The sequence below is a fragment of the Butyrivibrio proteoclasticus genome (assembly GCF_900115735.1).
In the GTDB taxonomy this organism is placed as follows: Bacteria; Bacillota; Clostridia; order Lachnospirales; family Lachnospiraceae; genus Butyrivibrio; species Butyrivibrio proteoclasticus_B.
In genome coordinates this window covers 166,267-181,180 of the sequence record NZ_FOXO01000004.1, presented here as the reverse complement: position 1 = coordinate 181,180, position 14,914 = coordinate 166,267, and the positions used below count along the sequence as shown (strand labels likewise).

8 protein-coding genes are annotated in these 14,914 nt (G+C 41.6%); 6 read left to right on the top strand and 2 right to left on the bottom strand.

What is annotated here, in order from left to right; all coding sequences use genetic code 11:
* Positions 1-900 precede the first annotated feature (900 nt).
* Complete coding sequence (locus BM146_RS04220) at positions 901-1,800, bottom strand: LysR family transcriptional regulator (protein WP_074884812.1); 900 nt, start codon at positions 1,798-1,800, stop codon at positions 901-903.
* Positions 1,801-1,991: 191 nt separating this feature from the next.
* Here BM146_RS04220 and BM146_RS04215 point away from each other — a divergent pair, with 191 nt between their 5' ends.
* From BM146_RS04215 to carB, 5 genes are all read left to right on the top strand, one after another.
* Positions 1,992-2,462: a hypothetical protein gene (locus BM146_RS04215; protein WP_074884809.1), complete on the top strand. Its 471-nt coding sequence runs from the start codon at positions 1,992-1,994 to the stop codon at positions 2,460-2,462.
* Positions 2,463-2,501: 39 nt separating this feature from the next.
* Complete coding sequence (locus BM146_RS04210) at positions 2,502-3,098, top strand: TetR/AcrR family transcriptional regulator (RefSeq protein WP_074884806.1); 597 nt, start codon at positions 2,502-2,504, stop codon at positions 3,096-3,098.
* Between the two features lie 76 nt (positions 3,099-3,174).
* Positions 3,175-6,978: a phosphoribosylformylglycinamidine synthase gene (locus BM146_RS04205; RefSeq protein ID WP_074884803.1), complete on the top strand. Its 3,804-nt coding sequence runs from the start codon at positions 3,175-3,177 to the stop codon at positions 6,976-6,978.
* Positions 6,979-7,233: 255 nt separating this feature from the next.
* Positions 7,234-8,445: a carbamoyl phosphate synthase small subunit gene (locus tag BM146_RS04200; RefSeq protein ID WP_074884801.1), complete on the top strand. Its 1,212-nt coding sequence runs from the start codon at positions 7,234-7,236 to the stop codon at positions 8,443-8,445.
* A complete protein-coding gene (gene carB, locus BM146_RS04195; protein ID WP_074884798.1) occupies positions 8,445-11,711 on the top strand; it encodes a carbamoyl-phosphate synthase large subunit in 3,267 nt (1,088 codons plus the stop codon). Before BM146_RS04200 ends, carB begins: the two co-directional genes overlap by 1 nt.
* 82 nt (positions 11,712-11,793) lie before the next feature.
* Here carB and BM146_RS04190 read toward each other — a convergent pair whose 3' ends face one another.
* Entirely contained in the window at positions 11,794-12,453 is a 660-nt protein-coding gene (locus tag BM146_RS04190; protein ID WP_074884795.1) for a DUF1961 family protein, read from the bottom strand.
* 423 nt (positions 12,454-12,876) lie between these two features.
* Here BM146_RS04190 and BM146_RS04185 point away from each other — a divergent pair, with 423 nt between their 5' ends.
* Complete coding sequence (locus tag BM146_RS04185) at positions 12,877-14,862, top strand: hypothetical protein (protein WP_074884792.1); 1,986 nt, start codon at positions 12,877-12,879, stop codon at positions 14,860-14,862.
* Positions 14,863-14,914 lie beyond the last annotated feature (52 nt).

Genomic DNA, 14,914 nt, shown 5'->3' with positions numbered 1-14,914 from the left:
GATGCAGCAATCATGCTTATCCTTTGCAACATCGATACCAACATAGATCATACATGTGATCCTCCTTAAAAGTATTTGACGCTGTATTGGATCCACAGGACTCTCTGCCGATGTAACCTCGTTCTACATAAACCGTCATGCGGTATCTAACTGATTAACATTGTGACAAAGAGGCTGTGGTTGGAGCCTATTCGAAACCGTCTATGCGGTAGTGGGACAAAACCAATCCACAGCATCTTCAACAGCATACCCTATACCTATAGAAAAGGTAAAGAATGGGTATGACTATATAATACGAAGTGGGATAAATCAATTGATTTTTTCATTCTTATCCCACTTTTCAATAAATTACAGTGTTCAGGAACCTGAAAATGTGGGATAACTTCGATAGAATTTCAGTTTTTATCCCACAGCTCTGAAATCGGCCTTGGATAGAATGGGATAAATATTACAAATCTTTCGCTCTTATCCTACACATCAGTTAATCCGGACTTTATTCAATTTGAATTGTTAACAAACAGAAATTGATTTGAGCATATAGCGCTTTGGAGAGCTTCCAGCTACCTTTGATTTTTACTAAATCTTCCTTATAGCACTTTTTTCTAATGCCAGCCCTCTACTGTTCCCATCATCCTCACCGTCGGCTCGCAGACCAAGGCGTTTTCCTCAGGTTCAGTCAATGGTGGCGTACGAAGCTGCAATCTAAATTTTTTAGATAGTTAGAGACGTCACTTATGCATATACAAAACGCAAGTATTTTAGTATAAGCACAAAGCTTAAGACAAAAAATACTTTCACTGTTGTCGTGATGATAGTACATATTGTTGTAAATGACATCAAGAACTTTGAGCCTTCAAAATTGTACCGTATATGCCCGAAAATATAATCTTACTTCGATACTTAGGTTTGAGTATAATTGTTTTTGATCAATTGAATGAGCTTGTCTGCAGCTATGGACAGGGAACGGGATGTGTCGGTGACGACGCAAATCTGGCGCTTTGGAATCATCTTGTTAAAGCGAAGTTCGAAGAGGACGCCGCTGTCCAGATATTCCTTTGCGAAGTCTCTTACGACACAGCCAACGCCCAGGCTTCGAAGGGCAAACTGAACTATCATATCGCTGGTTGCAAGCTCGAACTCAGGATGAAGAGTAGTATTGTGCTTTTCAAGGAAGGAGTGGATATAGTCGGTTGTGCTGGTTTTACCTTCAAGGAAAATCAACGGCATTGATTGCAGGTCTGAAAAATCAAGCATCCTGTTCTTATAGGGGATAAACTTTCTTCCCGCCACAAAGGTGTCCTGAATGTCTGAGACAGGGAAAAAAGACAGATTGCTATCTTCTGTAAATGGGCTTGAAATCACGCCGAAATCAATTCGATCATCTCTTAAGTAAGAAAGAGTTTCAGGTGTAGGACCATTTGTTACAGTTACCTTGATACCTGGATATAGCTCATGGAATTTTTCCAGATAGGGCAAAAGAAAGAATCTGAGGGTCATGTCACTGGCTCCGATTCTGACTTCGCCTGCATCCAGGTGTAGGAGCTGCTTTAAGCGCTGTTCGCCTAGTTCAATCTGTTCATAACCTTTTTCTACATGTCTGTATAGAAGATTTCCTTCAGAAGTTAGCTTCATTCCCTTTGAAGTTCTCTGGAACAGCGTACATCCAAGTGAAGATTCCAACTGGTGTATAGACTGGCTTACAGCAGGCTGTGATATCGACAGCACCTTTGCAGCTGCAGTGATTCCGTTATATTTACCGACATAATAAAAGACTTTGTAGTATTCAAAATTGCTTATCATCCAATGCTCCTTCATAAGTAGTACTTATATCAAAATGCTATTATATCATCTTTTATTTTCATAATAAATTCTCGTAAAATATTCTGTACTTTTTATGACAGCCTTGCTATAATTTATCAAGGAATTTGGTAAAAGATTATTGAGTTTTGGCAGAAGGATTACCTTCAAAGCCTGTAAAGGAGCGCCTTTCAATGAGTATTCAAAATGACGGAAGTGTCAATGAGAACAGTGTTGAGGACATCGTTTCCAGATATCGTCCAGAAGTGGATAAGTTATTACCATATGTCAGATGGCTGAAGGACAATGCTAAGTCAGAGGTTGCCCAGAGCTATTCTAATGGCGACCTTAAATCTATGCCATTTCCAGTTTACGATTCAAATTTACTTATGTTTGTAAAAGCGGCTCAGAATACTAATCTTATTGACCGCAATTATGTCTATGTTTATTCCAGGAATCATTTAAATAGTGCTAAAGATGAGCTTATGTTTATCAGGGAAGCTCAGATAATGGATATGGATGACCTTGCAGGTATTCTTTCCAAGTACATTCTTACTGGAATGACAAAAGGAACAGTGTGGGCAGAGGGAGTCTACAACGGAGTACTGTTCCAGGTAGTCAGCAAAATGGACGAGCTTTTGAATTATTGGTCTTCCAAGGCCTGATAGCTGTACTACTTTATTAAATGTTGGTAGGAGTGGAGAATGGGAGAAAAGTCTGCCAAGAAGAAACAGTATATTCTTGACAAAGCCAGAGTGGTTTTTTCTGAAAAAGGTTTTAAGAATGTAACTATGAAAGACATTGTAGATGCCTGTGACATCAGTCGTGGGGGTCTTTATCTCTATTTTTCCAGTACCGAAGATATATTCCTTGAAGTCCTTGCAACTGAATCCGATGAGGATGATGACGAGGCTATTAATGCAGCACTTTCGGGTGATGCATCTGCTGGTGATATGCTTGCTCTTTTTCTTAAGGAACAGAAAAAAGACATTCTTAGGAAAAAGAACAATCTGACTGTTGCTACATATGAATATTATTCCGTTAAAAAGCAGTCGGTCAAAGATAATCCTTTGAAAGTTAAGTTTGACACATCTGTGAGAATTGTAGAAAAGCTCATTGAAAATGGCGTTGATAATGGTGAATTTGTTTGCGAGAACCCTTTAGGCTGTGCTCGTAATCTTATGTACGTGGTGGAAGGTCTTAAGATTTCTTCCAAGACTATTGGTATTTCTGAAGAAGCCATTGATAGAGAATTAATGTACGTTCTTGAGGGGTTAGTGTCTGATGAATTAAATAGTTAGTTTTAATAAAGAGTGCTTATGTTAGCACTCTTTATTTTTAAACAATAAACAATATTTTTTTGAACGAGGAGATATTATGAGCAGTGTAAGACGAATCTATGTTGAGAAAAAGCAGCCCTTTGCTGGAAAAGCAAGAGAACTCAGGCATGAAATTAAGAGTTATCTTGGAATTGAAAGCGTATCAGATGTAAGAATCTTCATCCGCTATGATGTTGAGAATATTTCTGATGAGGTTTTTGAGAAGGCCTGCAGAACTGTTTTCTCAGAGCCTCCTGTAGATATTTTATACAGAGAGAATATTGAAGTGCCAAGTGGAGCTGTAGTATTCAGCATCGAAGCACTTCCCGGACAGTTTGATCAAAGAGCTGATTCCGCAGAACAGTGCGTTCGTTTTATAAAAGGTGATGAAGAGCCTGTTATCAAGACAGCAGTTACCTATATGCTCATTGGAAATATGACTTCTGAGGAAGTTTCAAAGATCAAGGAATACACAATGAACCCTGTGGATTCAAGGATCGCGGATGAGACCAAGCCTGAGACTTTGGTAACAAATTATGATGAGCCAGAAGATGTGGCAGTTCTCGATAACTTCTGCACAATGTCAGAAGAGGACTTTGAAAACCTCTACAAGTCACTTGGTCTTGCTATGACACTTAATGATTTTAAGTGGATCAGACAGTACTTTAATGATGACGAGCATAGAAATCCTACAATGACTGAGATCAGAGTCCTTGATACATACTGGTCAGACCACTGCCGTCATACAACATTTGGAACAGAGCTTAAGAACGTTGAGTTTGGAGAGGGTGATTACAGAGCACCTATCGAGAATGCTTATAAAGACTATCTTGCTGCGAGAGATTCCCTTTATCAGACAGAAGATAAAAAGAAAGAGAAATTCATTTCCCTCATGGATATCGCTCTTATGGGAATGAAAAAGCTTAAAAAAGACGGAAAACTCACAGATATGGAGGAGTCAGAGGAGAACAATGCCTGCACAGTTGTAGTTCCTATCGATGTGGACTATGGCGAGGGTGTAAAGAGAGAGAACTGGCTTGTGTTCTTCAAGAATGAGACTCACAACCATCCTACAGAGATCGAGCCATTCGGTGGCGCTGCAACATGTCTTGGCGGTGCTATCAGAGATCCTCTTTCAGGAAGAGGCTATGTTTACCAGGCTATGCGTGTAACAGGTGCTGCTGATCCTACAGTTCCTGTATCTGAGACCATGAAGGGCAAGCTTTCACAGAAAAAACTCGTAAGAGGCGCTGCTTCAGGATATTCATCATACGGTAACCAGATCGGACTTGCTACAGGTTATGTAAAAGAAATCTATCATCCGGGCTATGTGGCTAAGAGAATGGAAATTGGTGCGGTTATGGGAGCTGCTCCTCAGGAGCATGTTATCCGTGAGAGCGCTGATCCGGGAGACATCATTGTGCTTCTTGGCGGAAGAACAGGAAGAGACGGATGCGGTGGAGCAACAGGTTCATCCAAGGCTCATGACTCAAAATCTCTTACAAGCTGCGGAGCAGAAGTGCAGAAGGGTAATGCACCTACTGAGAGAAAACTTCAGAGGCTCTTTAGACGCCCTGAAGTAAGCGAACTTATAAAGAAATGTAACGACTTTGGTGCAGGCGGAGTTTCAGTTGCTATCGGTGAGCTTGCACCTGGTCTTGATATCAATCTTGACCTTGTACCTAAAAAGTATGCAGGTCTTGATGGAACAGAGCTTGCTATCTCAGAGTCACAGGAGAGAATGGCAGTAGTTGTAGCTCCTAAGGATGTGGACAAGTTCCTTGAGTATGCAGGAGAAGAAAATCTTGAGGCTGTTAAGGTTGCAGTAGTTACTGAGGAGCCGAGACTTGTACTTAACTGGAGGGGCAAGAAGATAGTAAATCTTAAGAGAGCATTCCTTGATACCAACGGAGCTCACCAGGAGACAAACGTTAAGGTTGAGATTCCTTCAAAGGCTGATAACTATCTTGAGCAGACAGCTTCAGAGGGCGTAAAAGAAGCTCTTTCAAAGGGAGATGTAAAGAAAGCATGGCTTTCAGTATTAAATGACCTCAACGTATGTTCTCAAAAAGGCCTTGTTGAGATGTTCGACTCATCAATCGGTGCTGGTTCAGTGCTTATGCCTTATGGTGGTAAAAAACAGCTCTCTGAGACACAGACTATGATCGCTAAGCTTCCTGTTTTGTCAGGAAAAACAGATACAGTAACAATGATGAGCTATGGCTTTGATCCATATCTTTCAAGCTGGAGCCCATACCACGGTGCAGCTTTTGCTGTTACAGAGTCTGTATCAAGGATTGTTGCAAGCGGCGGAGATTACAAAAAGCTCCACTTCACATTCCAGGAGTACTTTAAGAGAATGACAGAAGATGCTAGCCGTTGGAGCCAGCCTTTCACAGCTCTTTTGGGCGCTTATGAAGCTCAGATGAAGTTTGGTCTTGCTTCTATCGGTGGAAAAGACTCTATGTCAGGCTCATTTAACGAGATAAACGTACCACCTACACTTGTTTCTTTTGCTGTAGATGTTGCACAGCTTTCAGATGTAGTAACACCTGAACTTAAAAAGGCAGGAAATAAGCTTGTTCAGTTCAAGCTTCCAAGAGATAGCTACGATCTTCCTGATTATGAAAAGATCATGGCTCTTTACGAGAAGATAAATGCTCTTATGAAGAAGAAAGCAATCGTTTCAGCCTATGCTGAGGACGCATACGGAATCGCTGCTTCAGTTTCCAAGATGGCCTTTGGTAACGGCTTTGGAGTTAAGATTGATGACAGCATCAGTGCAAAAGAGCTCTTTACAAACGATATTGCAGATATCATCGCAGAAGTTCCTGCAGAGTTTGTTTCAGATGCTGTAAATGCAGGAGCAAGAGTTATCGGTGAAGTTACAGATGACAGTACATTCACAGCTTGCGGCGTAAGCTTCTCAGAAGAAGAGGCACTTGATAGCTGGAAGGAAAAACTTGAGAAGGTATTCCACTCCACAGTTAATGAGGAGAAAAAAGCTGTAGACACAGGTCTTTTCAAGGCTGACAGCATATATGTATGCAAGAACAAGGTAGCAAAGCCTACAGTATTTATTCCGGTATTCCCTGGAACGAACTGCGAGTATGACAGTGCCCAGGCCTTTGAAAGAGCCGGTGCAAATACAAACATTAAGATATTTAGAAACAGAGACGCTCAGGATATCAGAGAATCTGTTGAAGAGTTCAGAAAAGCTATTGAGCAGGCTCAGATCATCATGTTCCCTGGCGGATTCTCAGCCGGTGACGAACCTGACGGAAGTGCTAAGTTCTTTGCTACAGCCTTCCAGAATGAGGAGATCAAGGCAGCAGTAGAGGACCTCTTACAGAATAGAGACGGACTTGCACTTGGTATCTGTAACGGTTTCCAGGCTATGATCAAGCTTGGCCTTGTACCAAACGGCAGAATTACAGGACAGGATGAGAACGCACCTACACTGACATTTAACACAATTGGAAGACACATTTCCAAGATGGCCACAATAAAGGTTGTTTCCAACAACTCACCATGGCTTAAGAATGCAAAGCTTGGCGGAGTATACACAAACCCTGCTTCACACGGTGAAGGAAGATTTGTTGCACCTGAAGATGTACTTGATAAGCTCTTTGCAAACGGCCAGATCGCAACACAGTACTGCGACCTTGATGGAAACATCACAATGGATGATGAGTGGAACATCAACGGCTCCTACAGAGCAGTTGAAGGTATCCTTTCACCTGATGGAAGATGCCTTGGTAAGATGGCTCACTCAGAGAGACGCGGCGACGGCGTTGCAATCAACATCTACGGCGAGCAGGATCTTAAGATATTTGAGAGTGGTGTGGAATACTTTGAGTGATATAGCAGACAGAAGTCAAAATGTCATGTGCTTGCACAAATGACATTTTGACCTCGGGATGCGAACATACATGAGGAAAAAAGCACGAAGTGCGATTTCCGAATGTATGCAGGATTGCGAGAGCGAAGCGTAGCAATCCGTATATCATCATGGAGTAGATGAAAGCGGAGCAATCCGTATATCATCATAGAGTAGATGAGAGCGTAGCAATCCGTATATCACTCAATAACTAGAAATATTTTTTGGAGGAAATAAATGAAAGCTTTTTTGATCTTGGAAGACGGAACCGTCTTTGAAGGAAAGCATATTGGTGCTGATAAAGATGTAGTTAGCGAGATTGTTTTTAACACATCAATGGCAGGATATACAGAAGTTTTTACAGACCCATCCTATGCAGGACAGGCAGTGTGTATGACATATCCTCTTATAGGAAATTATGGCGTGTGCCTGGATGATATGGAATCAGATAAGATCTGGGTCGACGCAGTTATAGTAAGAGAGCTTTCTCATATTCCTTCCAATTTCAGATGTGATATGTCAATTCAGGAATTCCTTGAAAAGTATGATATTCCTGGAATTGAGGGTATAGATTCCAGAAAGCTTGTAAGGATCCTTAGAGAAAAAGGAACCATGAACGGCTTTATTACAACCAACGAAAATCTTAAGTATGAGGATGTAAAGGATAAGCTCCACGCCTATACAACAGGTGATGTGGTAAGCAAAGTATCCTGCAAGGAAAAGAAGTTCCTTAAGGGAGTTACAGATATTTCCGAGAACGGACCTCTTTCAGGCAGTGCTTCTTTTAACGAGGATGATTACAAGGAGAGCCTTAAAGGGGACCTTTCTAAGAGAGAAAAGAAGCCTGCTATCGTAAAAGAACTTAACGGAAAAGGCCTTAAGATCGCGCTTCTTGACTTTGGCGCAAAAAGAAACATTGCAGCATCATTGGTTTCCAGAGGGTGCGATGTGACAATCTATCCTTCAGATACAACAGCAGAAGAAATCCTTAAGGATGCGCCGGATGGAATCATGCTTTCTAACGGCCCCGGAGATCCAAAAGAGTGTACACAGATCATTAAAGAGATCAAAAAGCTCTATGATTCAGAGCTGCCTATTTTTGCGATCTGTCTTGGACATCAGCTCATGGCACTTGCTACAGGAGCTGATACCTTCAAGATGAAGTATGGACACAGAGGTGGTAACCACCCGGTAAAAGACCTGTCAAATAACAGAGTTTACATATCTTCACAGAACCATGGATACGTGGTTGATATGGATAAGCTTGATAAGGATGTGGCAAAGCCTGCATTTATAAATGTAAACGATGGAACAAATGAGGGACTTTCCTATGTTGGAAAGAATATCTTTACAGTTCAGTTCCATCCTGAAGCATGCCCTGGACCACAGGACAGCAGCTATCTGTTTGACAGATTCATTTCAATGATCAGGGAAGGAGGCAAAGACTGATGCCAAAGAATAAAGATGTAAAAAAGGTACTGGTCATCGGCTCCGGTCCTATAGTAATTGGTCAGGCTGCAGAGTTTGATTATGCCGGAACTCAGGCCTGCCGCTCACTTAAAGAAGAGGGAATTGAGGTTGTACTTGTAAACTCAAACCCTGCTACGATCATGACTGATAAGGACATTGCTGACGAGGTTTACATTGAGCCTCTTACAGTTAAGACCCTTGAGCAGATCATAGAAAAAGAAAAACCGGATTCAATCCTTCCTACCCTTGGTGGACAGGCCGGACTCAACCTTGGAATGGAGCTTGATGAATCAGGATTCTTGAAGTCGCATAACGTTAAGCTTCTTGGAACCACAGCTGAGACAATCAGAAAAGCTGAGGACCGCCAGGAATTCAAGGATACAATGGAAAAGATTGGTGAGCCTTGTGCGGCTTCACTTGTAGTTCACAACGTAAAAGACGGGGTGGAATTTGCAAACAAGATCGGATACCCGGTAGTTCTTCGTCCTGCATTTACACTTGGCGGATCAGGCGGCGGAATAGCCTACAACCAGGTTCAGTGCGAAGAGATCCTTGAAAACGGCCTTAGACTTTCAAGAGCCAGCGAGGTTTTGGTTGAAAGATGTATTGCCGGATGGAAAGAGATCGAGTACGAAGTAATGCGTGACAGTGCAGGGAACTGCATCACAGTCTGCAACATGGAAAACATCGACCCTGTTGGCGTTCACACAGGTGACTCAATTGTTGTGGCTCCATCACAGACTCTTTCTGATAAAGAATACCAGATGCTTAGAAGCGCAGCTCTTAACATCATCGATGAGCTTCAGATCACAGGTGGCTGTAATGTACAGTTCGCTCTTCACCCAACAAGCTTTGAGTACTGCGTAATTGAGGTTAACCCACGTGTAAGCCGTTCTTCTGCACTTGCTTCAAAGGCTACAGGATATCCTATAGCAAAAGTTGCAGCAAAGATTGCCCTTGGATATACCCTCGATGAGATAAAGAACGCAATTACAGGAAAAACTTATGCAAGCTTTGAGCCTACTTTGGACTACTGCGTAGTTAAGTTCCCAAGGCTTCCATTTGATAAATTCATTACAGCCAAGAGAACACTTACAACACAGATGAAGGCAACCGGCGAAGTTATGAGTATCTGTACTAACTTTGAAGGTGCAATGATGAAGGCTATCAGATCTCTTGAACAGCACGTTGACTGCCTTACAAGCTACGATTTCTCTGAGCTTGATGACGATGAGCTTTTAGAGAGACTCAAAGTTGTAGATGACCAGAGAATATGGGTAATTGCTGAGGCTCTTCGCCGCGGTATAAGCCATGATCAGATCCATGACATCACAAAGATCGACCTTTGGTTTATAGATAAGCTCCACACACTTGTAAAGATGGAACTTAAGCTCCTTAGAATCGGTGAAAAGAATACAGAAGGTAAGCAGGGAACAGTAGAAGATGCAAAAAAGATCATTTCTTTTGAAACACTTCTTGAAGCTAAGCGCCTTGAATATCCTGACACAGTTATCAGCAGACTTACGAGATTCTCAGTTGATGTTTTAAAACAACTCCGTGAAGAACTTGGTATCAAGGCTACATTTAAGATTGTTGATACCTGCGCCGCTGAGTTTGAAGCTGCAACACCATATTACTACTCGGTTTACAACGGCCCTGACTCTGAAGATGAAGCTGCTTTGTCAGCAAATAACGGAAAGAAAAAGATATTGGTTCTTGGTTCAGGTCCTATCAGAATCGGTCAGGGTATCGAGTTCGACTACTGCTCAGTTCATGCTACATGGGCATTTAAGAAAGCCGGATTCGAGACAATCATCATAAATAACAACCCTGAGACAGTAAGTACTGACTTTGATATTGCGGATAAGCTCTATTTTGAGCCACTTACTCCTGAAGATGTTGAGAACATCGTCAAACTTGAAAAGCCAGACGGAGCAGTAGTTCAGTTCGGTGGACAGACTGCCATCAAGCTCACTCAGGATCTGATGAAGATGGGCGTTAAGATCTACGGAACCGATGCTAAGGACGTAGACGCTGCAGAAGATAGAGAGATATTTGACCAGATCCTTGAAGAGACTCAGATTAAGCGTGCTCAGGGAGCAACTGTTTATACAGCCGAGGAGGCAAAAGAGGTTGCTAATCGTCTTGGATATCCTGTACTTGTTCGTCCTTCCTATGTTCTTGGCGGACAGGGTATGCAGATAGCTCTTTCTGACCAGGAAATCGAGGAGTTCATGAACATTATCAACAGATATGCTCAGGATCATCCTATCCTTGTTGATAAGTATCTTCAGGGAATTGAGACAGAAGTTGATGCTGTATGTGACGGCGATGACATCGTTATCCCCGGAATCATGGAGCATATCGAGAGATCAGGTATTCACTCAGGAGATTCGATTTCCGTATATCCTGCGCAGTCTCTTTCTGATAAGGTAAAAGAGACAATTGCTGAGTATACAAAGAGACTTGCAAAGGCTCTTCATGTAATAGGTCTTATCAATGTTCAGTTTATCGCTGTAGGTGATGAGGTTTACATCATTGAGGCTAACCCAAGATCTTCCAGAACAGTTCCTTACATCAGTAAGGTTACAGGTATTCCAATCGTTGATCTTGCAGCTAAGGTTATGATGGGACATAAGTTAAAAGACCTTGGATATACATCGGGACTTCAGCCTGAGGCGGGCTACGTCGCTATCAAGATGCCGGTATTCTCTTTTGAAAAGATAAGAGGAGCTGAGATTAGCCTTGGACCTGAAATGAAGAGTACAGGTGAGTGCCTTGGAATCAGTAAGAACTTTAATGAAGCCCTTTACAAAGCCTTCCTTGGAGCAGGCGTAAATCTTCCTAAGTACAAACAGATGATCATCACTGTTAAGGATTCAGATAAGGGAGAAGTTATTGATATAGCACGTCGCTATGAGAAACTTGGATACATTATCTATGCAACACGTTCAACAGCTGATACTCTTAATGAAAATGGAGTAAAGGCAAGAAAGATAAATCGTATAAATCAGGAATCTCCTACGGTCATAGACCTTATCCTTGGTCACAAGATTGACCTTGTAATTGATACTCCTACACAGGGAAGAGATAAATCAAGAGACGGATTCCTTATCCGTAGAACTGCCATAGAGACAGGTGTCAATGTCATCACTGCACTTGATACAGCAAGAGCGCTGGTAACAAGTCTTGAAACAAAGGCAACTGAAGAGAACCTGGAACTCGTGGATATTGCAAAACTGTAAAAATTGACTGTATCGGGACGGGGTTGTAGGACCATTTCAGAAATGGCCCTACAACCCCGTTCATTAGTCTATATTTTCTCATTCAAATCCACGTTGCCCGAAGGTTTCTGTACTCTGCGACCATAGGAGCCAATTGCCTGAATCCTATGTGACCGCCCGTTAACAGTTTGCCATAAGTTTCTCCATCATCAACGAATTCAAATATCTGTAAGCCGTTAACGAAGAAAGTGACTTTATTCTTATTCTTTATTATCTGTATTTTGTACCATTCAGATTGCTCTGATGCGTCAGGAATTGGATCTGCTCCCTGAGCAACCAGGTGAAAACCATAGCTTTTCCTTAGATTGCAGGTGTGGAAGGCTCTTTCATCAGGCTCTTTTCTTCTGAAGTAAGAAACGTGAAAAGCATTAATGTCCCCACTGTGATACTGCTTATATTCACCGGTTCTTTTGCTTAAATTCTCATCAAATATACTTCCGCCACTTCTGGCTTTCGCAGCAAAAAACATAATTGCCAGGCCCGGCTCTTTTAACGGACGAAATTCCCATTCGATCTTCACATCAGAAGGAAACGCTTCAGGACACCATAAAACGTAGTTTGCCTTCTGTCCTTCACTGGCAGATAAAGCGTTCTCAAGCCTCATTGCCCCTTCGGGAAAACTGATCCTGGCACTGCCTTCAAGAATGAACTTTGAAATATCCTCCTCACATGCAAGCGGATTTTCATAAATTAACTTGCTCATTTTGTAACCCCCAAAAATAATGTTTAATACAATACATTGCCTATTATATCAGATGGGCAGAAGGTTTGGTCTTTGTTTTTTAAATCATAGGAAATTGCTTCCTATGATTTAAATAATCGCTCCGCTAAGGAAGCGCACTACTGTGTATGACATTTCACTAGGCTCGAAAAAACCTCGCCAAGTGATCTGCACAGCGCGCGATTGGAAGATGTTGCATAAATGCAACCGCGCTCGGCGCGAGAATGTCGCAAGCGACATTCTTTTTTATCTGAATATGATTTTCATAGGGGAAAAGAAACAGTGAAAAATATAATCTAAAAACCATTGATTTTATAATGTTTTAATGGCTTACTAAGTTTGGCTTATGCTAACATGACTTCGTTGCGAATTATGAATTATATATGTTTTGGAGGACATAGTGTTATGTACAAGAAGCTTTTAGCTAAGGTTACTGCTACAGCAATGGTTATTACAATGGTTAGCACATTTGGATTTACATCTTTTGCATCCGAAGATGTGCTTGAAGGGAATCAGACAGTTCAAGTCGGGGTAGCTAATGAAGACGAAGAAAAAATCGTTAATGGCGATGTTACAGTAGATGAGGGAATAGCTGTATCTGCAATAAGTGGTGAAATAACTGTAAATGGAGATGTTACCGGAAATGTCGATGCTATGTGGGACGGAGATGTTACCGTAAAAGGTGATGTTACATCAAATGAAGATGAATATCTTTTATCACCTTGGGGAAGCGGAAATGGTATAGGAGCGGTTACAGCAAGAGGTGAGGGCGCCTCAGTTACAGTAGAGGGTGATGTGGATGCATCAAAGCTGATAACAGAACGGACAGATAATGGGGTAACGATGTATCGTCATTATTCTGACAATAAGGGAGAGGCTCCTTCTTCAGTTGTTGAGTATGATACTACAACAGTTACCGGTGGAGCAGATGCCGGAGTATATGTTGAGGATGGAGCGACAGTTACAGTTAAAGGAACTATTACAGCAGGAGAAAATGGTGCTGTTGTAAAAGGAAATAGCACATTAAATGTAGGCGGAGATGTTGTATCAAATGGAAAAGAAATAACTAAATCCGGTACAGAATATATAAATGGTGAAGGTGCTTCTTTTACCAAAAAAACTGAAATAGTAAATGGTAAAGAGGTGGAATACTATAGCGTCGATGAAGGCTCTACAGGAAAGCCTGCAGTTTGGAGCGAGTATAGCAGCAATGGTATTAATACAGACGGTAACGGAACAATTGTTGTAGAGGGTGATGTTACCGGTCAGCAGTATGGTATTACTATTGACAATGATGAAGATGGAAAAGCTGGAAGTATCGTGGTTTTAGGTGCTATCAAGGGCGAAAAATATGGTCTGAATCTAGCTGATGCTAATTCTATGTACAAGTATGTTGAGGACAATAATACAGGTGAAAGTTATGCAGTCAGGGCGCAAAAAGGTGGAGAAAAACTGGCAAAGGAAATACCTGACATAACTGTATATGCTATTGAAGGCAGCGATAAAGCAATCAATGATGGAAAACTTGGGGAGCATAATGGACGAACGATGGTTGTAGAATGCTACCAGGCATATCAGGCAGCTTATGAAAGCATTGTGAATGCTATCAATTACATCATCAAACAGGATGACAAGTCAAATAGTGACTATGGCATTACAGTAGATGCAACAAAGCAGACTATAAATGATAAGGAATACTTTACAACAAAGATAAATCAGGCATTTTCAGTTGCTGCAAAGCTTCCTGATGGCTACACTATCAGCGGTGGTGAGAACGTAACAGTTGTAGATAACGGAAATGGAACTTTTTCACTTGCACTTACTAATGAAAAGGGTGGTATCAACCTTAAGGCAGTACTTAGACCTGTTTCAACTGGTGATAATTCTTCATCAGGCGGTAATGACTATGAAGTTGTAGTTGAGGAAGTTACTCAGCCAGATCCTGCTTCTACCCAGCCAGATCCTGCTCCTACTCAGCCAAGTTCATTAGTTATTACAAGTATATCCGGTCAGGCAAATGCAGCATCTAACCCTGAGCAGGCAGCGTTTTTAGCAGCAATCAGTGGAGATAAGCCGGCTCAGACAATATCATTCAGCGTAGGAAATGTTACACCACTGCAGTACAAGGAAGCTGTTATAAATAATGTAGCGTCAGTTCCTGCAAACGGTGCTCTTAACCTTGTTACAGACAAGCCTTCAGTAATTGATTACAAGATGGTAGAAGCTCTTTCAGCCAGAAGTGATATCGATGTAAACGTAGTATTCAACTATGACGGCAAGAGATACAAAGTAGTTATTCCTGCAGGATATGATATGAAGAGCCTTCTTGATAAGAATGGCTATTGCGGATTCTTAAGACTCCTTGCAGTACTCGGTGGTGAAACAATCTAATAAATTGTTATAAGGCCTGTATTCATTATATTTAGGTATTTATAAATAAAAG